Source organism: Gillisia sp. Hel_I_86 (assembly GCF_007827275.1).
Taxonomy (GTDB): Bacteria; Bacteroidota; Bacteroidia; order Flavobacteriales; family Flavobacteriaceae; genus Gillisia.
In genome coordinates this window covers 861,424-883,737 of record NZ_VISE01000001.1, presented here as the reverse complement: position 1 = coordinate 883,737, position 22,314 = coordinate 861,424, and the positions used below count along the sequence as shown (strand labels likewise).

General features: G+C 38.3%; 15 protein-coding genes and 1 pseudogene. 7 read left to right on the top strand and 9 right to left on the bottom strand.

Annotated features, from left to right (window positions below):
* Positions 1-834: 834 nt before the first annotated feature.
* The 4 genes from JM83_RS03890 to JM83_RS03875 form a co-directional block, all read right to left on the bottom strand.
* Positions 835-1,998: a DUF4932 domain-containing protein gene (locus JM83_RS03890; protein ID WP_144959549.1), complete on the bottom strand. Its 1,164-nt coding sequence runs from the start codon at positions 1,996-1,998 to the stop codon at positions 835-837.
* A 187-nt stretch (positions 1,999-2,185) separates the two neighbouring features.
* Entirely contained in the window at positions 2,186-2,635 is a 450-nt protein-coding gene (locus JM83_RS03885; RefSeq protein ID WP_144959547.1) for a hypothetical protein, read from the bottom strand.
* A 246-nt stretch (positions 2,636-2,881) separates the two neighbouring features.
* Entirely contained in the window at positions 2,882-3,403 is a 522-nt protein-coding gene (gene azu, locus JM83_RS03880) for an azurin (RefSeq protein ID WP_144959545.1), read from the bottom strand.
* A 483-nt stretch (positions 3,404-3,886) separates the two neighbouring features.
* Positions 3,887-4,399: a VOC family protein gene (locus JM83_RS03875; RefSeq protein ID WP_144959543.1), complete on the bottom strand. Its 513-nt coding sequence runs from the start codon at positions 4,397-4,399 to the stop codon at positions 3,887-3,889.
* A 66-nt stretch (positions 4,400-4,465) separates the two neighbouring features.
* Here JM83_RS03875 and JM83_RS03870 point away from each other — a divergent pair.
* Positions 4,466-4,585 (top strand): annotated as a pseudogene (locus JM83_RS03870) (winged helix-turn-helix transcriptional regulator); the annotation flags it as partial.
* A 409-nt stretch (positions 4,586-4,994) separates the two neighbouring features.
* On the opposite strand, the gene JM83_RS03865 reads toward JM83_RS03870, so the two are convergent.
* The 4 genes from JM83_RS03865 to JM83_RS03850 form a co-directional block, all read right to left on the bottom strand.
* On the bottom strand, positions 4,995-5,735 hold the full coding sequence (locus JM83_RS03865) for a class I SAM-dependent methyltransferase (protein ID WP_222430210.1): 741 nt from the start codon (positions 5,733-5,735) through the stop codon (positions 4,995-4,997).
* Between the two features lie 191 nt (positions 5,736-5,926).
* Entirely contained in the window at positions 5,927-6,451 is a 525-nt protein-coding gene (locus tag JM83_RS03860) for a GNAT family N-acetyltransferase (RefSeq protein WP_144959539.1), read from the bottom strand.
* A 370-nt stretch (positions 6,452-6,821) separates the two neighbouring features.
* Positions 6,822-8,174, bottom strand: coding sequence for a sensor histidine kinase (locus JM83_RS03855; protein WP_144959537.1), 1,353 nt, complete (start codon positions 8,172-8,174; stop codon positions 6,822-6,824).
* Positions 8,164-9,510, bottom strand: coding sequence for a sigma-54-dependent transcriptional regulator (locus tag JM83_RS03850; protein ID WP_144959535.1), 1,347 nt, complete (start codon positions 9,508-9,510; stop codon positions 8,164-8,166). The genes JM83_RS03855 and JM83_RS03850 overlap by 11 nt, the downstream gene beginning before the upstream one ends.
* A 206-nt stretch (positions 9,511-9,716) precedes the next feature.
* Here JM83_RS03850 and JM83_RS03845 point away from each other — a divergent pair, with 206 nt between their 5' ends.
* On the top strand, positions 9,717-10,967 hold the full coding sequence (locus tag JM83_RS03845; protein ID WP_144959533.1) for an efflux RND transporter periplasmic adaptor subunit: 1,251 nt from the start codon (positions 9,717-9,719) through the stop codon (positions 10,965-10,967).
* An 85-nt stretch (positions 10,968-11,052) separates the two neighbouring features.
* Here JM83_RS03845 and JM83_RS03840 read toward each other — a convergent pair whose 3' ends face one another.
* A complete protein-coding gene (locus tag JM83_RS03840; protein WP_144959531.1) occupies positions 11,053-11,400 on the bottom strand; it encodes a four helix bundle protein in 348 nt (115 codons plus the stop codon).
* A 141-nt stretch (positions 11,401-11,541) separates the two neighbouring features.
* On the opposite strand from JM83_RS03840, the gene JM83_RS03835 reads away from it, so the two are divergent.
* The 5 genes from JM83_RS03835 (at position 11,542) to JM83_RS03815 (ending at position 22,286) form a co-directional block, all read left to right on the top strand.
* A complete protein-coding gene (locus tag JM83_RS03835) occupies positions 11,542-12,219 on the top strand; it encodes an ABC transporter ATP-binding protein (RefSeq protein ID WP_144959529.1) in 678 nt (225 codons plus the stop codon).
* Between the two features lie 31 nt (positions 12,220-12,250).
* Positions 12,251-14,683, top strand: a complete 2,433-nt coding sequence (locus JM83_RS03830) for an ABC transporter permease (RefSeq protein ID WP_144959527.1) — start codon at positions 12,251-12,253, stop codon at positions 14,681-14,683.
* A gap of 110 nt (positions 14,684-14,793) precedes the next feature.
* Positions 14,794-17,241 carry an ABC transporter permease gene (locus JM83_RS03825; RefSeq protein ID WP_144959525.1) on the top strand — a complete coding sequence of 816 codons (2,448 nt, stop codon included), beginning with the start codon at positions 14,794-14,796 and terminating at the stop codon, positions 17,239-17,241.
* 133 nt (positions 17,242-17,374) lie between these two features.
* Positions 17,375-19,792, top strand: a complete 2,418-nt coding sequence (locus tag JM83_RS03820; protein ID WP_144959523.1) for an ABC transporter permease — start codon at positions 17,375-17,377, stop codon at positions 19,790-19,792.
* 112 nt (positions 19,793-19,904) lie between these two features.
* Entirely contained in the window at positions 19,905-22,286 is a 2,382-nt protein-coding gene (locus JM83_RS03815) for an ABC transporter permease (protein WP_144959521.1), read from the top strand.
* Positions 22,287-22,314: the final 28 nt, after the last annotated feature.

Below are 22,314 nucleotides of genomic sequence, written 5' to 3'. Positions count from 1 at the left end.
CTGATATATTATCTGTTTAAGAGCGGACTTAATTCCAAAGATGTAGGTTGGGAATGAAGCGTCCCTGCGTATTTCAGCAGGGGTAGCGCAATGGAAATCGGAAGCTTTGGAGTTGTGTCCAAGAGCTTTCTAATGAAGCGCTTTTCCCAAAATGAAGCTTTTTCTGCGGAAGGCAGGGGAATGGGCTGAGTGCATTTGGGTTAAATTGTATTTGAAACTAATTGTAAATAATTAATATCACTTCTAATAAATTCCTATATTCGCATATGATGAAAGCAAATTGAGTTATTGAATATTCTAATAAAGTTCACAGATCGTCAACATAGATTATAAGATTTTGCAAATATATTGTACTGACTGGGGTTAGGACAAAAGGTTCGAGTCTCGTCCAGACCGCTTTTAAGAGTAATAAAAAGTCTCAAAACCTTGTAAATCCTATGATTTGCAAGGTTTTTGGGTTTTGGGGAAATCCTTCAATTTGATGTTAAAAGTTCACAGATCGTCAACATCGAATTTTAATCATCAACATTCAGACAAATTGGAGTACCTTCTCAATAATTTGTATAATTGATTTTGACTTTCGTCTCAAAATTAATGTTCAACAATTAAAGACGATAACTTCGCCGAAATTTATGTTTACAAGAGAAATAAAGATTTATGTCATTACTCTGTTTAAAATGGTCTAGGTTAGCAGGGTGAAGGGACGCTTCCGATAGTTCGTGTCGGCTTTGTTGTTTGTTAGTGGATGTATAAAATAGCACTTTTTACTCCTCCTGCTATTTGCTGTTCACCTATACCATGCCACGTTTTTCCACTCATTTGTTTATCTGCAAACTATGGGTTATTCTTTTCAAGAACTTTTAGAAGTTCGGGAATAAAATCTTTCCACATCGGATATTTTTCTCGGTTATTCTCAAATTCAATTGCTTTTTCTTCCAATTGAGGAAGAAAGATAAAGTGTTCTTGATTTGTATGGTAATTACGTAAATAATTTGCTCTTTTTTTATCATTTTGTATTTCTGCAATTCTAATTTCGCCCAAACGTACAAGGCTTTCAATTACATATACTTTCCAATTTTGAATGCCCTTGGATTCCATCTCTTTTTTTAGGCTATCCGTAAATAAGTTAGAAGAATTTTGAATTTGATCTTGATAAGGCTCAAGTTCTGAATTGACAAAAGAATGTCCAAATTCATGAATTGTCAATGTTCTTGCTCTCGGTTGGTAGTCAAAACCAAATTTATCATAGACCTTTTCGGTTGATGTAACAGGCACTTGCACGTATGGACTCATAATTTCATATACGGTTTTTTTGTTGTTCTTTTCGACCGTTGCACCAATTCCGCGACCCTCATTATCTTCTATTGGCCAAATCATCATTGGACTGACCAATGCAATATATTTTTCCCTGCTATCCCCATAGTAAGTTTCCATTGCATTTGTAAAACCTTTGGGGATATTCGATTTGACTTCACTGATTGCGCCGTTGTAAAATTGAACATTTCTTTTATAAAATTCGCCAATGTCCTCATTCTGGTAGAAAGCATAAAGCGATTGTAGATAACTGGAAATTATTCTCTCCAATCGATATTTTTGTACGCCCTTTAAATGTGTTTGTGAAAACTTGAAATCGGATGGTTTTTTTGAAAGGTTAAATTCTGGCTGTTCTAATAAAATGCTCATCATTACATCGTTTCCGTATCCGAAACTTCCCAAAGTGTCGCTCAATTTGGCAGTTTCAATAGCAATTTGGTGGCTTGATAGCTCTCCATAATCAGCCAACGCTTTTGCTACTATTGGTTGATATTTCTTGCAGGTTTCCAGTTTGTGCTCTTCCCATTGTTTATTGGTTTTTCTATGGGGAATGGAAAGTATCTCTGCGAGAAAATATGTTTCTATGTTTTCGTTAAAATGGGCATCGAACTTCTCGGATTGTTTTTTTTCTGTTTTGCAGGAAAGGAATATTATTAAAATCCCCAAAATTGTAAGTTTTCGCATCACGTTTTGTCTTCTATTATTATAGACGTGAAATTTTATAAAATGGTTGTCTGAAGACGGATTTTTTTTAAAATGGGCACCACATTATAGCCTTGCTTCATAAATAGGGTGGAGTAGAAACGCATTCCTGTTGGTTTAGTGGTTTGCTACTTGGCCCCTAAAATTTTATTTTTCACCGGAATACCCGCTATTTGCGATTGATTGAGGTTGCCCATAAATTTATTTTAGTATCTGCAATTAATTCATTTCCATAGTAGATTCGGAAATTTTTTAGATCTTTTGGGGATGAAAAACATAAGTCAATTTTACAGGATTTTAATTCTTTATGATCTAAATAAGGGGATATCATTTTAGGTTTTTTCTTTGTACCAAAATTAATGTTTGGACATATATCTTTGTAGCCTTCAACCTTGAAGTTATTGAACGTATTCTTTATTTCTGGTTTGTATGAGACCCATTCATTTAGCCTTTTATCTTCCGGTTGAAAATTTACTAAATGGCCAAATCCAATATATATCCAGCCAACCGCATAATTACGCCTAACATCTATTGGTCTTACCCTTGTCTTGTATTTATCCGAGACTAAATAAAACTTATTGGGATCAAAATCATCCTGTTCGCCTAAGATAGATTTCATTTTAAACCTAACTTGAATTTTTTCAATATCCTCGGGTGTTTCAATAGTAAAATAATAGTTTCCGCCAACAGCTTTTTTTTGCTTTAATAATTTTGAATTTAAAATTATCAGCAGGAACATATTCTTGGCTATATAATTGAAAACTCATTGTTAAAATCCAAAAAAGGAAAAGTGTTTTTTTCATACAAACAAAAAAGCCACAACATAATTGTGGCCCTTTTTAATTTCCCTAATGTTAACCCCGAACTATTCAACGATAAATTTCCCCTGCATCAATGCATAGTGCCCTGGGAAAGTGCAAATAAAAGTGTACGTTCCAGGTTCAGGCGCTTCAAATTCGATAGTGTCACTTTCACCGCCACCAAGCATTTTGGTGTGAACAATGATTTGATCTTTGAGACTAGCAGGAATATAATCGGTATCCGCAGCTTCGGCAGCGGCCTGTCCAATGGCAGCCATATCGGCGTCCTTGGCTAGCAAAGCCCAGTTGTGGCCCATAATGTTTTTCTCCATTTTACCTACGTGTTGCAAGGTAAGCTTAACTTTTTGACCAGCTTTGACACGGATTTCGACCTTGTTGAATTTCATTTGGTCATTTCCTGTAATGGTTACATTGGCAACTGAATCATCAATAACTTCATCTTTTGTTGCAGCTGGTGTACTCTCTTCTACTTGGGTACCAATTTGCATATCAGACTTTTTTTCTTTTTTGTTGTCGCCACAGCTTATTGCTAATGCAGCAGTGAAGATTAGAATTAGTTTATTCATTGTTATTTAGTTTAGATTAATTATAAATAGTAAACAAAATTAACTTCAATTTTCAGCATTACAAAATATAAGTAGGAGGATTTTACAACAATCAAGAAAACGATATCATTTCAAAGCTGTTTGGAGAAAAGAACGCCCAAGAATACTTCAAAGATTGAGAGCGAAGTATGGAACCTTTAAAATAGAGAGGGTTCTCTTGGATTTCTTTTATGATTATTGACTGAGTCGCCTTTTATTCTGAAAAGTAAGCTTTCTCTTTCGATCGAAATCACTGGCACCCAATTCGAAGATCCATTATGTTCTTTGTTGAAGTTTTTTGGACATTTTTACAAGGGTCTTGGCCAACACAAGTAGGATGGAGTAGAGGCGCTCCCGATAGCTTGGGATCCTCGGTTTAGTTGTTTGTTACTTGGTGTCTAAAATAACATTCTTCACCAGAAAACCCGCTATTTGCTGGAACCGACGTTACCCACTGATGCTTACTCACTCCTTATAGGCACCTGAAGAATAAGTTAAGTCATAACTATGTGTATAAATTTCAAACACAATTCCAAAAGGATCTTCAACATAACACATTTTATAAGGCTTGTCTTTTGGATAATACTCCCTAATAGGCATTCTTTGTTTGCCCCCAAAAGAAACTATCTTTTTAATTAAGTTTTCAATATTTGGATCTTGTACACAAAAGTGAAAAAGTCCAGTGTTAAATGGATTAAATTCAGGCGCTTCTTTTTTTCCGTGTGGGAAAGAAAATAACTCAATTCCAATACCGTCTGATGTTGACATGTGAGCAATTTCAAATTCTTCCCAATCTTCACCAAAAATATCGATACACATTTGTCCAATAGCTGTTTCTTTTTCCTTTTTCACAGTTGAAGGCTCCATAATTGTATACCATCCCATAACTTCTGAATAAAATTTTACGGCCTTTGGTAGGTTCGGAACTGTAATCCCTATATGGGAGAATGATTTTGGATAATTTTCTTTTGTTTCCATATTAACTAATTTTTTAGTGCAAATTAAAGAGTTGATTGCTGATTATCAATAATTTAAAATTTATTTATGAGTGAAGTTTTTTGTTCCCTTAATCTAATAGGTACAAAATGGAAGCCTTTAGTTTTATTCCACTTATTGGAAGGAGCTCTTCGTTGTGGAGTACTACAGAAAAAAGTTCCAAATATTTAAAATAAAATGATTGCTCAAACGGTCAGGGAATGGGATTATTAAAGCTATACGCATTTTCTTTGCTTGTTGCCAACTCTTTATATCCATACCAATATATAGCTTAATGCAGAAAATTTCAGGGACAATGTAATTCTTTCGTCACAGTTATCAGGAATATAAAATAGGGTGTAAGCTTTATTAACCGCATGTGGCAGTCTTTAGCTTCCAAACCTGCTGTTACGCACAAAATAAAGGGTGCAGGCAGCCTATTCTTAAAGACCCCAACAAAAACAACCTAATCCCCATATAAGGCATCCGGCAAAGAACCGGTCCCGTCAACATGGCATTCATCTTAAGTCTTAGCGGCCACACGAACGCTTAGTTGTTGCGCCAGTTTTTCGTCTGTCATATTTTTTGTTTAACTGCTCTAGTCGCTATAAATGATGGTAAAAATTCGTCCATTATATTTTCTCCCCCCCCAATTGTCCTCAAACATTGCTGTTAGTGTAAAACCTGCGTCTAATTGTCCACCAATTTGGTCTGTCAAACTGTGTCCAAATATCAATGCTTCCTTTGTTCTTTTCAATGCTTCTAATTTTTCTGTCGGCAATGAATGCAGGTCCGAAAATGGTTGCTTGTAAATCAGCTTCAAATTATCTTCGTCAAGCTGAAGTGAAATTGGATTCATTAACCCTGTCATTAAAATCCCGTTGGGTTTCAATACCCGAAAACATTCTTTCCAAACCGGTAAAACATTGTCTACGAAGAGTATTGAGCAAGGGTTAAAAATCAGGTCGAATGACTCGTCTGTAAACACCGAAAGGTCTTTCATATCTCCTTGAACAGTTTTTATGTCAAGGTCAAATTTGTCGCTTAAAATTTTGTCTTGTTGTAATTGCTTTTCGGAATTGTCAAAAATTGTAACATCTGCACCCAATGTAGCAAGGATTGGGCCTTGCTGTCCACCACCAGAGGCAAGCCCCAGTATTTTTAAACCTGTCAGGCTAGGAAACCAATTATGTGGAACAGTTTTCTTAGGTGTCAAAACGATACTCCAATTTCCGTTTTTTGCATTTTCTAACTCTTCTTCTGAAACAGGAATTGTCCAACGGTCTTTTTTATCAACGTAATTGTCCCAAGCCGATTTATTATGTTTTGCTATGTCCATTTATTTGTCTATTTCCTTAATATATGATTGCACACAGGGGCTTCGCTCAAAGGCAAGTAGCGTGGAATGGGGATGCTTTCTTGCCGGCTATGTTGTTTGTTGCTTGGTGTGTAAAATAACACTTTTCAGCAAACTGCCCACTATTTCATAGGAGCCGATGTTCTTGCCGGTTTTGCTCGTTATAAATTTTATTAAGGATTATATTGATTTGCATAGATCACCATCATCTTATGGTCAAAATAGTTGCTTCCAATTTTCAAATAATTCTTTTGTACCCCATATTCCTTAAACCCTAATTTCTTATAAGTTTTTTCTGCTCCACTATTGGTTGTTATAACTCCTAATTCAATTTGTTCAATTCCATCTATTTGAAATGCTTTGTTTAAGGTAGATTTCAAAATATCGAGGCCAATATTTTTCCCTTGATATTCTTGCTTTACATAAACTTGAATAATTGTTCCTCTGTGTCTGGTTTTTTTAGCTTCATATCTATGAAATCCACAAAGAGCTATTAATTTTTCATTATCAAATCCGCCTATTACGAAATTGGCCGTATTGGAATTTTCAATATATGGCTGGAAAAACAATTTATCTTTTACCTTTTCATCATGATAATTCGATCCAAAATTTTCAGGATAAATTTTCAAGCATTCCAATCTTAATTCGCGATAGGAATTTGATTCTTTTTTTTGAAGTTTTCGAAATACAATCTTCATATGGAAATTGGCTAATGGTCTTTATTAAAGCAACTAGCGGATAGCAAGGAAATTTTTTCTAGCTATGTTGTTTGTTGCTTAATGTCTAAAATATCACTTTTTAAGCAATTGCCGGCTATTTGCCGTCTACCGGCTTTGTTGTACACCGTTTTAGTTCAGTTCATATAAGTAAATCCAATGTCTTTTTCCTAGATATTTAATTTCTTTGGTTTTTCTAAAGCCCCTGTTTTGAACAGCGGTAATGGAAGAATTGGCCTCATTAACAAAAAACATCAGGAGCCTGTTACCATAGGTTTGCAGGATTTTTCTGATAAATCATTCTTTTAAAGAAGGCAATAAAATAAAGATGTGGTCCATTCTTAGGCCATGCCTATAATTGAGCAAACACTAATGAAACTTTGGTTCCCGTCCCCAATTCACTTTCTATCTGAATTTTTCCACCATGTAGCATCATGATCTGTTTGGATAAGCTCAGGCCAATGCCACTTCCATTCTTTTTTGTAGTAAAAAACGGTATAAATATCTCTTCCATGATCTCTTCAGAAATACCAGTTCCATTATCGGCAACTCTTATGAACAAACGACCATCAGTTTTTTTCCCGGCAGAAACCTGTACTTTGGAATGCTCCATTTCCGTGCCGGCCTCAATTGCGTTTAGAATAAGGTTGATAAGCACCTGTTCCATTAGATAAGAATCTATCTCGATCCCTAGTTCTTTATTTGGAAGATAAAAGGCCAGGCCTATATTTTTATCTTTTAGCTGAGGTTTCATTAAATATTCTAGATCATCAAACAGTTCTTTCACCAAGACTTTTTCGAGGTTAAGACTGGTTACTTTATTTAGGCTACGGTAAGTTTTTGCAAATTTCAGCAAACCTTCACTGCGCTTTTCAATGCTGGAAAGGCCCGTGTCAAGATCTTCAATATCCAGCTGATTTGCTGCCGGATGCTCCCGATGCATTTGCACCTGGAATTTCAGTGTATTGGCAAGGGAAGAAATCGGGGCGATAGAATTCATGATTTCGTGGGTCATTACACTTAACAACTTTTTCCAAGCATCAGATTCGGTTTTGTTGAGCGTTTCCTCTATATTATGAATTACTACGAGTTTAAAGGTTTTTTCTTCCACCTTAAAAATACTGTTGGAGAGCAAAACCTTGATATTTTCTTTTTGAACAATCAAAGTCACAGCTGTTGATTTGGGATAAAATTTATCAAAAATCAGTTCATATACCTTCGGATTTCTACTAGAGACAAAATTGATATTTTTAAAAGATGGAAAATCTAGCGTATTCTGAAAGGATTCGTTGCTCCACAGCACTTTTCCGCTTTCAATTTCATAGGCTAGGATACCAATATCCACTAATTCCAGGATTTTCTGAAGATAGAGATGTTGGGTTTCCTTTTCTGAATTTATCTCACGAACTACTTCATTCACCGTATTGAAACCCTCATAGAAACGGCGAATATCTTTGGTTTTGTTTTCAGCCAAATACAGCCTGGAAAAATCTTTGTATTTAACCGATTCAAAAAAATCATCAATAACTTCAAATCGCTTACTTAAGAACCTGAAGAACTCATAGACCACAATAATGACTACCAAAAGACTGAAACTTCCGGCTAAATACCACCTCTTAAAAAAGCAAATTATGGCAGTTCCAAGAAGAAGCACAAGGATTAGGACCCTTAGAAGAATGCTTGTATGATAGGTCTTAAAGGTCATATTTATCTAATCTCCGGTACAGTGCAGCCCTTGTAATCCCAAGTTCTCGTGCCGATTTAGAAATATTGCCCTTGTTTTTATCTATCACCTTGAGAATTGTGTTCTTTTCGACCGTATCTAGGCGCATGTCCTGTATTTCTTCAGATTGCAATTTGCTTTCAATGGGTGAAAAGGAAAGATCGCTGTCTTTTAAAAGGTTCGAATCGCACATGATCACCGTTCGTTCTATCACGAATTGCAATTCCCTCACGTTGCCGGGAAACCGATGATTTTTAAGTTTCTTTAAAAAACTTTGATCTAGTTTGAAAGGGCCTTTGTTATATTTTTCTGAATACCGATCGAGAAAATGTCTGGTCAGCAATGTCACGTCGGTTCCTCTGTCACGAAGCGGTGGAACGATAAGATCTACCGTATTGATTCGGTAAATAAGATCTTTCCGGAATTTTGACTCGTCTGACAGTTCTGAAATATCCAGGTTCGTTGCGCAAATTAGGCGGATATCGACCGGGATCATTTCGTTTGAACCAAGCGGGGTAATATGCCTGTTTTGAAGGACGGTAAGTAATCTAGCCTGTTGGCGAAGACTGATATTGCCTATTTCATCTAAAAACAAGGTTCCACCATTTGCGGCTTCAAAACGTCCTTTCCTATCTTCGCGGGCATCAGTAAAGGCACCTTTCTTGTACCCGAAGAGTTCACTTTCGAATAATGTGGAGGTGAGCGCTCCAACATCCACTTTTACGAAAGCTTTATTCTTCCGGTTTGAATTTGCATGGATGGCTTTGGCAACCAGATCTTTACCGGTACCGTTCTCTCCAAGTACCAAAATATTGGCATCTGTAGGTGCCACTTTTTGTATTTTGGAAAACACTTCTTGAATTTCCTCACTTTCGCCCACTATTTTTCCACCTTCAATATGGAGCTTGCTGGATTTGGAACCTGTCTTTTTCTTGATCCGGACCATTTCTTTGATGGACTCGATCACTTTCTGGTTTTGCCAAGGTTTTACGATAAAGTCTGAAGCACCTTCTTTTAAGGACCGGATGGCAAGATCGATATCGCCATAGGCAGTTATAAGAATTACATTTGTATCTGGAGCGATTTCTTTTATTTTATTCAGCCAGTAAATGCCTTCATTCCCGGTATTCACCAATCCGTTGAAATTCATGTCCAAAATGATGATGTCAAATTTCTTTTCAGATATAATCGAAGTGAGATTGCCCGGATTTTTTTCAGTTAAAATTTCAGCAACAAAAGGTTTCAGCAAAAGGCGCATAGCAGTAAGTACATCTGCATCATCGTCTATGACAAGTATTTTAGCTTCTTTTAGCTGCATAAACACAATATTACGATTTTCTTTAGAGGCTGTTCCACTTTCAAAGGCAGAAATATGCCGGATATTGGAAATGTATTGTAACCGAACACAGCCTGTATCAAAACCGAACACCCTACACTATTAATCGCATTTTAATTAACTGGTTTACAGTATTTTAAATTTATGGCACCATATTGCTTATAATCTAAGTGGAAACAAAAGTATTTATGGACATACCTTTAAAAAAGAAACGCTTTACACCTAAGAAAATAGCAATTATTGTGGGCACTGTAGTTGTTGCAGTTTTGATCGTTTTTGTTCTTTTCTCATCCACTGGAAATTCCAAACTCAATGTGGAAAAAGAACGAATTACCATCAGCGAAGTTAAAAAAGGAAATTTTCAGGAAAATATTCCTGTAAATGGCGTAGTGCTTCCCATAACAACTATTTATCTGGATGCCATGGAAGGTGGCCGGGTAGAAGAACGATTTGTGGAAGATGGAACGATGATGAAAAAAGGAGAGCCCATTATAAGATTGTCCAATACAGATCTAGAATTGAGTCTGGTAAACCAGGAAACCCAGGTTTACAATCTTCTTACCCAAATGCAGATCTCGCAGAACGCCGCCAGGCAGAACACCATAAATAAGCGAAATAACCTCACCGATGTGGAGAATAATTTGATAGAAGCAAACCGCAAATATCAGCTTAACAAAAAACTGCTCGATAAAGGGGCAATTGGCAGGCAGGATTACATAGAAACAGAGAATAATTATAAGTACCAAAAAGAAAAGTATCAACTGGCAAATGAGGTGCTGGCGCAGGATTCCCTTTCCAGCAAGCAAGAATCGCAACAAGCACGTGAATCTTATGAGCGCACCAGAAAAGCCCTGGAGCTAATGCGCAGAAAAGTAGGTGATCTTGTGGTCAGGGCTCCAGTAGATGGGCAACTTACCGCGCTGGATGCCGAAATTGGCCAGTCAAAATCCAAAGGCGAAAGATTGGGGCAAATCGATGTAGTGAGCGGTTATAAGGTACGTGCCGAAATTGACGAACATTATATTTCCAGAATATTCAACGGACAGCGCGGTACTTTTATGTTTAACGGAAAAGATTTTGCCCTGGAAATAAAAAAGGTCTATACCCAGGTTTCAAACGGAAGGTTTCAGGTAGATATGCATTTTATAAAAGGTATCCCAGAAAATATACGCCGTGGGCAAAGCCTGCAGATAAAGCTTGCTTTGAGCCAGGAAAAAGAAGCGGTTTTGGTTTCAAAAGGAGGTTTTTTTCAACAGACAGGAGGCAACTGGATTTTTAAGCTTTCCGAAGATGGAGAGACCGCCTTCAAAACCCAAATTCGTTTGGGAAGCCAGAACACCGAGTATTATGAAGTCTTGGAAGGAATAAAAGCCGGTGACAAGGTTATAACTTCCAGCTATTCCAATTTTGGGGATATTGAAGAGTTGGTGTTAAGGTAAAAACTGTCAGTTTTCAGCTTTCAGGAAATGGGTTTAAAAATAGAATGAGAGCGGAAAAGATGGGCATGAAGCTAGCGGCTATTGTTTATAGTTTTGAAGTGTAGTGGAAAATCATTTTTCGAATTTCAATGGTTTCCCTGTGAAGTTCATTAAATAATTCTTCAGAAATATACGAAAGGTCTTTTGATAGAATTAATTGATATTGAATTTCTGAACAAGAACCGGATGCAATTTGTAGAAAATAGGCAAATTGCTGATTGGTGCTCCTTCCAGAACCTTCTGCGATATTTGTTGGAATGGAAGAAGAAGATCGACGCATTTGACTGGTTAACCCAAATAATTCTTCCTTAGGAAAAGAGTTTGTGGTTTTATAAATTTTCAAAGTCAATTTATGGCTTCGTTTCCAAATTTCAAGATTCAAAAAATTACGCATGACAAGGAATTTAATAATTTTTAGAAAATAAATATAACACCAATTTAGCCGTCAGCAATTAGTCATCAGCAGTCAGCGGTTAGCAGTCAGTTTTTAGCTGAAGGCCGAAAGCTGAAAGCCAATTAACAAACCTATACAACTATGATAAAAATAACCAACCTCGAGAAATATTACAAAACTGAAGAGGTACAGACCATCGCCCTTAACAAGCTTTCTTTTGAAGTAAAAGAAGGAGAATTTGCCGCCATTATGGGACCTTCAGGATGTGGAAAATCCACCTTATTGAATATTCTTGGATTACTGGACGATCCCGATGGTGGGAGCTATTTGTTCAATGGGATTGAGGTTGCAGGATATAACGAGCGCCAGAGAGCCAAGCTTAGAAAGCACAACATAGGTTTTGTTTTCCAGAGCTTTAATCTCATCGATGAACTAAGTGTTTTTGAAAATGTGGAGCTTCCTCTGATCTATACAGGAGTAAAACCTGCGGAACGTAAAGAACGGGTTCATGCAGTATTGGAAAAAATGCAGATCATGCATCGAAGAAAACACTTTCCACAGCAATTATCGGGAGGGCAGCAGCAACGGGTTGCGGTTGCCAGAGCCGTGGTTAATAACCCTAAACTCATTCTTGCCGATGAGCCTACAGGAAATTTGGACAGCAGCAACGGGAATGAGGTTATGGATTTGCTCACCGAACTCAACGAAGCGGGCACCACTATCATTATGGTTACGCACAGCGAACACGACGCAAAATTCAGCCACAGGATAATTAGGATGCTGGACGGGCAAAAAGTAACCGAGAATATACTGGTCTAAGGGGATCATTCATCAAGCAAAAAACCATTAAATGTTCGGAAATTATTTTAAAATAGCATTTAGAAGCCTAAAAAAGCAATCCTTTTTTACCTTGATCAATACAATGGGTCTTGCGATAGGTATGGCCGGTGGGTTGCTTATAGCGCTCTATATTTATGATGAGTTGAGCCATGACAAAATGTTTGCAGATGCAGACCGCATCTACAGAATCGATATGGACATCAAATTTGGTGGTGCAGAGATGAAAAGCGCCGCAACAGCTCCACCGATGGCTGCAACCTTAAAAAAAGATCTTGCGGAGGTTGAAAATACCGTTCGGTTTAGAACCCTAGGCAGTAATCTATTTAGGAGCAGTGATAAAACAACCAATATCAAAGAGCTTTCTACCACGTATGTGGATTCCACCTTTTTCAATATGTTCGGGATTGAGCTTATTAACGGTCACAAAGAATCGGCATTGAAAGAAACCAATACGCTGGTTATGAGCAGAACGGCTGCAGAAAATCATTTTGGTAGTGTCAATGTTGTAGGAATGAGTCTTTTATTAAATAATAAAGAGACCTATATAGTAACCGGTGTGATCGAGGATCTACCCGAAAACTCCTTTTTAAAAGATTACAGCATATTTATGGCAATGGCTGGAAACGTGGCCTCCCGTGAAAATATTTGGGGCAACAACAATTACTATACGTTTGTGAAACTATCGCCAGAAACCCGCCTTGATAATTTTCAGCTACAACTGGAAGATATGGTTGAAAAGTATGTGCTGCCTTGGGCCCAAAAAACGTTTCCAGGCATGACCAAGGAATCTTTTGCAGCGTCTGGAAATTATATTCGGTATCATACCATTCCGTTGACTGATATTCACCTGTATTCTGAAAATCAGATTGAAATGGGCGAGAAAGGAACGATCCAAAACGTATACATTCTGTCCTTCATTGGATTCTTCCTTATTTTTCTGGCATGCGTGAATTTCATGAATCTATCCACTGCGCATTCCCTAAAAAGAACCAAGGAGGTAGGTATACGCAAGACCCTGGGATCCAATAGGCTTCAATTAATTGTGCAATTCCTAACAGAATCTGGACTTGTTGCTTTTGCCTCAATGATCCTAGCAATTATAATTGCTTCAATTGCATTACCGTTTTTCAATGATCTGTCTGGTAGAAATATCAGCATCCCTTTTACAGAGCCTTTGTTTTATATTGCTATTTTAACTATCACTATACTTCTAGGGCTAGTTTCTGGTAGTTATCCAGCCTTTTTCTTATCTCGATTTGTTCCAGTAGATACCCTAAAGGGAAACGGAATGAAGAACAGTAGCAAATGGAATATTAGAAGCATGCTCGTTGTGTTTCAGTTTGGGGTTGCTGTGTTTTTGATTGTTGGTACCCTTGTGGTTTTTCAGCAATTGAAGTTTATACAAAACAAGGATCTGGGTTTTGACAAAGAACAGGTTTTAGTGATCAATGACACGTATGCAGCTGGAAAACAACTGAATGTTTTTAAACGGGATATTCTCAATTTGAGTGCCGTCCAAAGTGCTACAGTGAGCAGCTTCATGCCTACTCCATCTTCACGGTCCGACAGTTCCTTTTTTATAGAAGGCGCAATGGATCAAGAATATGCCATCCAGATGCAAACATGGGAAGTGGATGACAATTATTTAAACACATTAAGTTTGGAGTTGATCTCCGGTCGCGATTTCAATAGCGAATCTGCCGCAGATTCTACTGCCGTAATTATCAATGAAACCACCTTGGCGAAGCTGGGTCTAAGTGCAGGGGAAGCGCTTGGAACAAGAATAACGCAAGAAGTTGAACTTGAAAACCCTCAATTTTATCATGTTATAGGTGTCATTAAGGATTTTCATTATGAATCCTTACGTGAAAATATTGGTGCGTTGGGACTATTTATGAGCAGATCTACAGGATCCATGGCCATCAAGTTTAAATTAGATGATTTTGCCAGCGTCATTGCCAGCATCGAAAGCATTTGGATAAAAAGGGCTCCTGGCCAGCCTTTCAATTATCGCTTTATGGATGACGCATTTGAAACCTCCTACAAAGAGGAGCGTCGCTTGGGCAGCATCTTTATTGTATTTACAAGTTTATCCATATTTATCGCCTGTCTGGGCCTTTTTGGTCTGGCAGCATTCAATGCCCAGAATAGAACTAAGGAAATAGGGGTACGCAAGGTATTGGGAGCCAGTGTGAGCCAGATCACTATTGGGTTGACAACGGACTTTCTAAAACTTGTCGCCATCGCTACTCTTATTGCGTTGCCATTTGGCTGGTATTTTATGAATAACTGGTTGGAGGATTTTTCATATCGCATACAGATAGGCTGGGAAATAATGGCTTTTTCGGCATTCTTAGTTATAGGCATCGCTATAATTACAGTAAGCTACCAAAGTATCAAAGCAGCCATACAGAACCCGGTAAAAAGTTTAAGAACCGAATAAAGGTCCCTTTATCCTTCGGACATTTCCCCGGAAGGGTGAACATAGCAGTCGCAGTTAAAAAAAGACCTAACAGGTTTTTAAAACCTTACAGGTCTAAAAAACATAAAATTATGATTAAGAACTATTTAAAAATAGCGTGGCGTAATATCTCAAAACATAAAATCTTCTCGTTGATCAATATCATTAGCCTCTCCATAGGCCTAAGTGCGGCTTTGGTGATTGGGATGATGGTTTATTATGACTTTACCTTTGATAAATTTCATCCTGATGGCGATCGAATTTATCGGGTTACAAGCAAATTCAGCAATCCTGAAAGCACCTCTTTCAACCCCGGTGTACCAATCCCATTGGTTGATGCCGTTAAAAATGAAGTTGCAGGAATCGAGACGGCCGCTTTTTTTCACCAATTTAAATTAGTAAATGTTGGCTTGCCTCAAAGCAAAACAGAATTTAAAGAACAGGATTTTGTTGTTTTTGCTGATCAAAAATATTTTGACCTTTTCAATTATAAGTGGCTGGCTGGATCACGGCAGCACCCATTGTCAAATCCAAACGAGGTGGTGCTAACGGATTCCAGGGCTAAACTTTATTTCCCTAACCTGGTACCCTCACAAATACTTGGGCAAACACTCACTTACAACGACTCAACACCTGCGGTCGTTACCGGGATCGTGGCAGATTTTAAAGAGCGTACGGATATTGTATTTCAGGAATTCCTTTCACTAAAAACAGCACCCCAGACAGCTTTAAATAATCGAATAAACAACACTAGCTGGCACAGCACCTGGGGCACTTCGCAACTCTGGGTAAAACTCAAAGGAGGTACGTTAGTTAGTGGTTTTCAAGGACAACTGAATGAATTGGCCCTCGAACATGGTGATAAAGAATCGGTTAAATTTGGTGCTACCCGTGAGTTTTATGCCCAACCTTTAAGCAATCTACATTTCAACGATGACTTTGGTATCTACGATATAAATAAGGCCGTAGCAGACAAGGATGTCCTGATCATGCTTAGCCTTGTAGCCTTGTTTTTACTGCTACTGGGCTGTGCTAACTTCATAAACCTCAATACGGCGCAGGCTACACAAAGGGCCAAAGAAATAGGCATCAGGAAAACATTGGGCGGTTCTAAAAGACAGCTCATTTCCCAATTTCTGGGCGAGACTTTTTTATTGACGCTCATTGCTGGGATTATTTCGTTATTTCTATCGGTATGGCTTATAAAAATCTTCGATGATTTTATTGCAGATGGTATAAGCCTCACACTTTTACAGAACCCTTATTTATTAGGGTTCGTTGGGGTTTTGCTTATTCTAGTAACCTTGCTCGCAGGTTTTTATCCGGGCGTAGTGCTCTCAAAATTCCGGCCTGCCCGTGTATTAAAAGGACAGAACATTGCAGTTGGAGGGAAAAGCGGCCTACGGCAGTTTTTGACCGTATTCCAGTTTACCATCGCCTTTATTTTTATCATCTCCACTTTCCTGGTTGGTAAGCAGATCAACTACCTAATCAATAAAGATATGGGTTTTAAAACCGAATCGCTTGCTTCTATCCAGACGCCGAGAAAAGATGAAACCGTTGAGAACCGGAAACTGCTTGTGCAAAAATTAAAAACCATCTCACAACTGGAGAAGGTGAGTATGGGCGGACCGCCACCGGCCTCATTCGATAACTCTTCAACATCTTTCATTAATAAAGAGGGTACTGTGGAAACTCAAACTAGTGTCAAGTTGCTATTTGGCGATTCCGAGTATCTAGACTTATATAACATTCCCCTGTTGAAAGGTCGGTTGCCACTCAACGACACCATTCGCGAAGCCGTCATAAATTTGAAGGCCGTTGAAAAAATGGGTTTCAAAAAAGCTGAAGATGCCATTAATAAAACGGTTACTTCTGGTGGGACGCCTTATTTGATTTCGGGGGTGATGGCTGATTTCAACCAGGGTTCGCTCAAAGGTGAAATAGAACCTATGGCATTTGTAGGGGATATATGGAGGGCTTATTCCACGGGGTTTGATGTGATTCATTTTAGCCTGCCTGCTGGTAGTTCTAAAAACCTGAGTGCCATCCTTGCCGAGGTGGAAAATAAATACAAGGAGGTCTATCCGGCCGATGACATGGAACTGCAGTTTATTGATGAAACCATATTGGAGTTTTATAACAAAGAACGAAGTATGTCAAAGCTACTTGACTGGGCGATGGGGTTATCGGTTTTGATCAGTTGTTTGGGGTTGTTGGGCCTTGTTATCTATACCACGGAACGCCGTGTAAAGGAAATTGGAATCCGCAAAGTATTGGGCGCATCCATCGTGCAACTCAATGCATTGCTTTGCAAAGACTTTGTGGTATTGATACTTATAGCATTTGCCATCGCGATACCCGTAGCCTATTGGTTGCTGAATGATTGGTTACAAGATTTTGCCAATAGAACCGAACTGAGTTGGTGGATTTTCGCAGGTAGTGGTATGGTTATTATTTTATTGGCACTTGTGATCATGAGTATAAAGACGATTGCAACGGCGATGCAAAACCCGGTAAAAAGTTTAAGGACGGAATAAAAAGCCCCCTCTAACTCCCCCAAAGGGGGAGGATTTATACTCGAACGGTAAGTTGATGGTTGGGTGAAAATGAAAAAAAAGTAAACTCCTACAAGGTTTCCAAAACCTTGTAGGTCTTTAAAACATAAAAATTATGATCAGGAATTACTTAAAAATAGCGTGGAGGAGCCTCTGGAAAGAGAAGACCTTTAGTTCTCTAAATGTTTTCGGGCTTTCCGTAGCTTTTGGAGCCGCAATTTTACTTTCAATATATTCATTTTTCGAACTTTCTTATAATAAGTTCCATGAAAATGCCGACAACATTTATCAGGTTTACCATACAGAATATACTCCTAAAGGACCCGAAGCCGGCATAGCCAATCCGCTACCTTTTGCCGCTGCTCTTAAAGAAGAAGTTCCCGGAGTGGAGAAAATAACCCGGTTTAATGGTGGGGGCGTTCTGGCGAGTATTGGTGACAATCAGGTAAGGTTACAATCGGCTTTTGTAGATCCGGAATTCTTTTCAATCTTTACTTTTCCGGTTTTAAAAGGAAATAAAAATCCTGTTTCCGATAAATCTGAAGTTGCCCTTACCGAAAAAGCGGCAAAAATACTTTTTGGTAAAGAAACCGCACTCGGAAAAACAGTGAAAATTTTTATTGATGAACAGGAAGTCCCTTTTACAGTCACTTCCATTATTAAAAATATTCCTGCGGAAAGCAATATAGGATTCGATATCGCCTTAAATTTTAAGAGCCAGTCCCAACATGCATACGGAAGAAATATAGGCCGGTGGGATAATTCCAATCACGAAGTCTATATACAACTGGCTGAAGGGATTTCTCCTGCGGGGTTTGAAAAATCTACCCGGAATTTTTCAGAACTGCACTATGCAGATGCCATTACCAATGCTAAAAGGGATGGGGCAAAACCCGGTAAAGACGGACAATATATTCAGCAGCGACTTTTATCTGTAAAAGACCTGAATTTTGTAAAGGTTGAAAATGGTATGGCTATACCAAACAGAACCTATCCTTACCTGATCTTGGGCATCGCTTTTCTAATATTATTAATTGCTAGCGTGAATTTTATCAATATGAATATTGCTAAAAGTTCACAGCGACTTCGGGAAATTGGAATGCGAAAAACCCTTGGAGCACGGAAAATCCAGCTGTTTTTTCAGTTTTGGGGAGAAAGTATCCTTGTTTTTCTAAGCGCTACACTTATAGGATTATTGATCGCCTATCTATTCATAGAACCTTTTCAAACCCTTTTTAATACAAGTGCGAATTTCAATAATGTTATTGGTTTTCGAAGCCTGATCGGTTTTAGTTTTTTTATCATTTTCATTACCGTTATTGCCGGGGGGTATCCTGCCCTGCTTTTGAGCAAACTGGGCACCTTAAAAGCTTTAAAAGGGAAAATCAATTTACAGGGTGGCAATCAGGTACGGAACACCTTGATTGTAGTGCAGTTTAGCATTGCGATACTATTAATCAGCGGAACGCTTGTACTTTGGAATCAGCTTCAGTTTATGCGGAATAAAGACCTCGGGTTCAACAAAGAACAGGTGATTTCCTTTCCGCTGAATGGAAAAAAAGACGATTTCCGCACCATGCAATTGCTTAGAAACGAATTGAACGATAAACCGGGAATTAAAAGTATAACTGCTGCCAATAATATCCTGGGAATAGGAAAAGACCATAGCACTACAACCAGTGTTATGGGATTTGAACACCAGGGGAGAGTAGTTAAAACCAATATCCTTATGGTGGATTATGACTATGAGGGAACAGTTGACCTAGAGTTGATAAAAGGCAGAAGATTTGACCGTTCCCGTCCTTCAGACACGCTTTCTATGGTTATTAATGAAGCTATGGCCAAAGAACTCAGAGAAGAGGACATTCTTAACTCCAGTATTATCCTGGACGATAGCATTCGTTTTTCAATAATCGGCGTGGTGAAAGACTACAATTTTCAGTCAATGGACAAAGAAATTGAACCACTATCCCTCTTCCTAAAACCGAATTGGAATTTACGCTATGGATATGTGAAAGTAGCACCCCAAAACCTAAGCAATTCCTTTAATGAAGTAAAACTAGCCTGGAATAAAATTGAACCCAATGCAGAATTTCTGGGTTCTTTCCTCGATGAAAATATAGACCGCACCCTTATGAAAGAACGTATGATGACCACTATGATAAGCAGTGGTTCCATCCTAGCAATAGTTTTAAGCTGTATAGGGCTATTTGCGATCTCATTATTGGTGGTATCACAACGGCGCAAAGAAATTGGTATCAGAAAAGTGGTTGGAGCCAGCGTGTCAAAAATCACTGTATTACTCACTTCAGATTTCTTAAAACTTGTTGGGATCGCTTTTTTAATAGCGACGCCCATCGCCTGGTATTTCAGTAATGAATGGTTGCAAAGCTATCCGTATAGAATGGATTTGAATATCTGGATTTTTATAAGTGCGGGGGTTATCGCACTAGTGATCGCCATTCTAACGATAAGTTTTAGGACGATTCGTGCCGCAATGCAGAACCCGGTGAAGAGTTTGAGGACGGAGTAAAAAGCCCCCTTTGTCCTTCGAACATTTCCCCCGAAGGCTGAAAATAGTAGTCGCAGTTAAAAAAAGACCTAACAGGTTTTTAAAACCTGTTAGGTCTGAAAAAACATAAAATATGATCAAACACAATTTTAAAATAGCCTGGAGAAGCATTTGGAATGCCAAATCTTACACCCTCATTAATATCGTGGGACTTTCTGCCGGTTTGGCGAGCTTTATCATCGTACTGCTTTATCTCAATTATGAGCTAAGTTACGACACCTGGTCTCCACAACTGGAAAAGGTTTATCGCGTGGGTATGGAAACCAACGGGGATGTGCAATATAATACACCCGCCCCTCTGGCATCCTTTTTAGCTGAAAAAGATCCTAATATTATTACTTCCACTGCGATTCAGGAAAGTGGGGATTATGAAGGTTTGATCAGTACCAACGAGAAAAGTGTATATCAGGACGGTCTGATTATAGCCGATAGTAATTTCTTTAAGGTATTCCCACTTAAAATTGTACAGGGCGATACAAAAAATCCCCTGCAAGAACCTAATTCTGTTCTTATTAGTGAAAACCTCAGCGAAAAGTTATTTGGCAGTACAAATCCTATTGGGCAAACAATCAAGCTTTACAATTTTTTTGAGACTACGGTTACCGGGGTGATGGCACCATTGGAAACGCCGAGCCATCTTAAAATAAATTTAGTTGCAAATGATCCTTATGGACAAGAAGTTAACCACTGGCAAAATTTTTCCTATACCACCTATATTAAATTAAAAAATCCTGTTGCAGAATTAAATATCACCGATCGTATTAACAGGGCATATTTTAATGAGCAGCTGAAAAAAGAAAATCAAACTTTTGAAGATTATCAAAAGGGGACTAAGAAAACCAGTCTTTTTGTAGATGCCGTGCCCAATATTCACAATTTTTCAAAATATGTAAACAGCAACATAAAGACCGTTGTCGTACTTTTTATCCTTGCAATTCTATTATTGATTATTGGGGCTATTAATTTCAGCAATCTTAGTATCGCGAAATCACTCGGAAAAGCTAAAGAAATTGGAGTGCGAAAAGTACTTGGATCTGGAACCTGGAACCTGTTCTGGCAGTTTATGGCCGAAGCGATCCTGCAATGCGTTATAAGCCTGGTAATAGCAATTGGTGTCGTGCTTCTAAGTTTGCCGTATGTGAATAGCGTTTTTGGGCTTGAACTTAGCTTAAGCAGTAATTTTGAGTTTCTGGCCCAGATTGGTCTTTGTTTGGGAGCAATCATTCTCATTTCGGGTCTTTTCCCTTCTATTCTCTTATCCAGGTTCAATCTTTTGAAAATCCTGAATGGCGGAACTTCAAAAGGAAATAAAGGGCTCGTATTAAGAAATGTGCTGGTTGTTTTTCAATTTATCGTCACGTCATTTTTCATCATCGCCATTATAGTGATCAATAAACAATTGAATTATATCCAATCCAAGGACAAAGGTTTTTCAGAAGAACAGCTCGTACGTATTGAATCATCCCAGAATACCAGGGATACCAATTTTGAAACCGTAAGAGATCAATTGCTGGAGATTCCGGGCGTGGAAGCTGTTGCCAAAACGACGAACGTTCCCGGAGATAAGTATGCCGATTCTTCAACCGTCAATTTCAGTTTTAAAAATGAAGAATTTAAAATGAATTCGGTCAAAATAAGTGCAGATTATTTCGCGACCCTGGAAACAACTATTATGAAAGGCAGGGATTTTCAAAATACAGGGCCAGACCAGCATACAACAACTGCCATTATCAATGAAACTGCCGCTGCCAAATTGAGTTCTGAAAATTTACTGGGTGAAAACCTATTTTTTCCGGGCTGTGAAGAGAAACCAATGCAAATTGTGGGAATTGTAAAAGATTTCAATGTGTTGGGATTTGAAAATAAAGTTCAGCCTGCAGTTTTTACTATTGGGAACGAAGCCTGCATGTTCCAGTCTGGTGGTGCGATCCTGGCAAGATTAAACACTCGAAATCCTAAAGCCAGCATAGATAAAATAGAAACTCTATGGAAACAGGTTGAACCGGGAACACCCATGCGATATTCCTTTCTGGATGATAATTTTCAGCAATTATTTTCTTCTTATTACAGGCTACAGAAGGTTATCAGTTTCTTTGGAATCATTGCAATCGTTATTTCCATTATGGGATTATTTGCGCTAACAACCTTTATTTTAAAATATCGTGTAAAAGAAATAGGTGTACGAAAAGTCCTTGGGGCTGAAGTTTTCAATATCGTCGCCCTGATAAGTAAAGATTTTCTAATCCTTGTTTCCTTGGCAATTCTCTTCGCCATTCCCCTTGGATGGTATTTCATGAATAAATGGCTGGAAAATTTCGCCTATAAAACCGACCTAAGCTGGTGGATCTTTATATTATCAAGTCTTATCGTTTTAATGATCGCATTTATTACGATAGGCATAAAAACCATAAAAACGGCGATGCAAAACCCAGTAAAAAGTCTAAGAACCGAATAAAAGCCCCTTGGGAATAAGTAAGCAGTCG

What these genes read in the sequence shown, in the direction of transcription:
- JM83_RS03890 (WP_144959549.1), bottom strand. Translation starts at nt 1,998, where the DNA reads ATGCGAAAACTTACAATTTTGGGGATTTTAATAATATTCCTTTCCTGC.
- JM83_RS03885 (WP_144959547.1), bottom strand. Translation starts at nt 2,635, where the DNA reads ATGAAATCTATCTTAGGCGAACAGGATGATTTTGATCCCAATAAGTTT.
- azu (WP_144959545.1), bottom strand. Translation starts at nt 3,403, where the DNA reads ATGAATAAACTAATTCTAATCTTCACTGCTGCATTAGCAATAAGCTGT.
- JM83_RS03875 (WP_144959543.1), bottom strand. Translation starts at nt 4,399, where the DNA reads ATGGAAACAAAAGAAAATTATCCAAAATCATTCTCCCATATAGGGATT.
- JM83_RS03865 (WP_222430210.1), bottom strand. Translation starts at nt 5,735, where the DNA reads ATGGACATAGCAAAACATAATAAATCGGCTTGGGACAATTACGTTGAT.
- JM83_RS03860 (WP_144959539.1), bottom strand. Translation starts at nt 6,451, where the DNA reads ATGAAGATTGTATTTCGAAAACTTCAAAAAAAAGAATCAAATTCCTAT.
- JM83_RS03855 (WP_144959537.1), bottom strand. Translation starts at nt 8,174, where the DNA reads ATGACCTTTAAGACCTATCATACAAGCATTCTTCTAAGGGTCCTAATC.
- JM83_RS03850 (WP_144959535.1), bottom strand. Translation starts at nt 9,510, where the DNA reads ATGCAGCTAAAAGAAGCTAAAATACTTGTCATAGACGATGATGCAGAT.
- JM83_RS03845 (WP_144959533.1), top strand. Translation starts at nt 9,717, where the DNA reads ATGGACATACCTTTAAAAAAGAAACGCTTTACACCTAAGAAAATAGCA.
- JM83_RS03840 (WP_144959531.1), bottom strand. Translation starts at nt 11,400, where the DNA reads ATGCGTAATTTTTTGAATCTTGAAATTTGGAAACGAAGCCATAAATTG.
- JM83_RS03835 (WP_144959529.1), top strand. Translation starts at nt 11,542, where the DNA reads ATGATAAAAATAACCAACCTCGAGAAATATTACAAAACTGAAGAGGTA.
- JM83_RS03830 (WP_144959527.1), top strand. Translation starts at nt 12,251, where the DNA reads ATGTTCGGAAATTATTTTAAAATAGCATTTAGAAGCCTAAAAAAGCAA.
- JM83_RS03825 (WP_144959525.1), top strand. Translation starts at nt 14,794, where the DNA reads ATGATTAAGAACTATTTAAAAATAGCGTGGCGTAATATCTCAAAACAT.
- JM83_RS03820 (WP_144959523.1), top strand. Translation starts at nt 17,375, where the DNA reads ATGATCAGGAATTACTTAAAAATAGCGTGGAGGAGCCTCTGGAAAGAG.
- JM83_RS03815 (WP_144959521.1), top strand. Translation starts at nt 19,905, where the DNA reads ATGATCAAACACAATTTTAAAATAGCCTGGAGAAGCATTTGGAATGCC.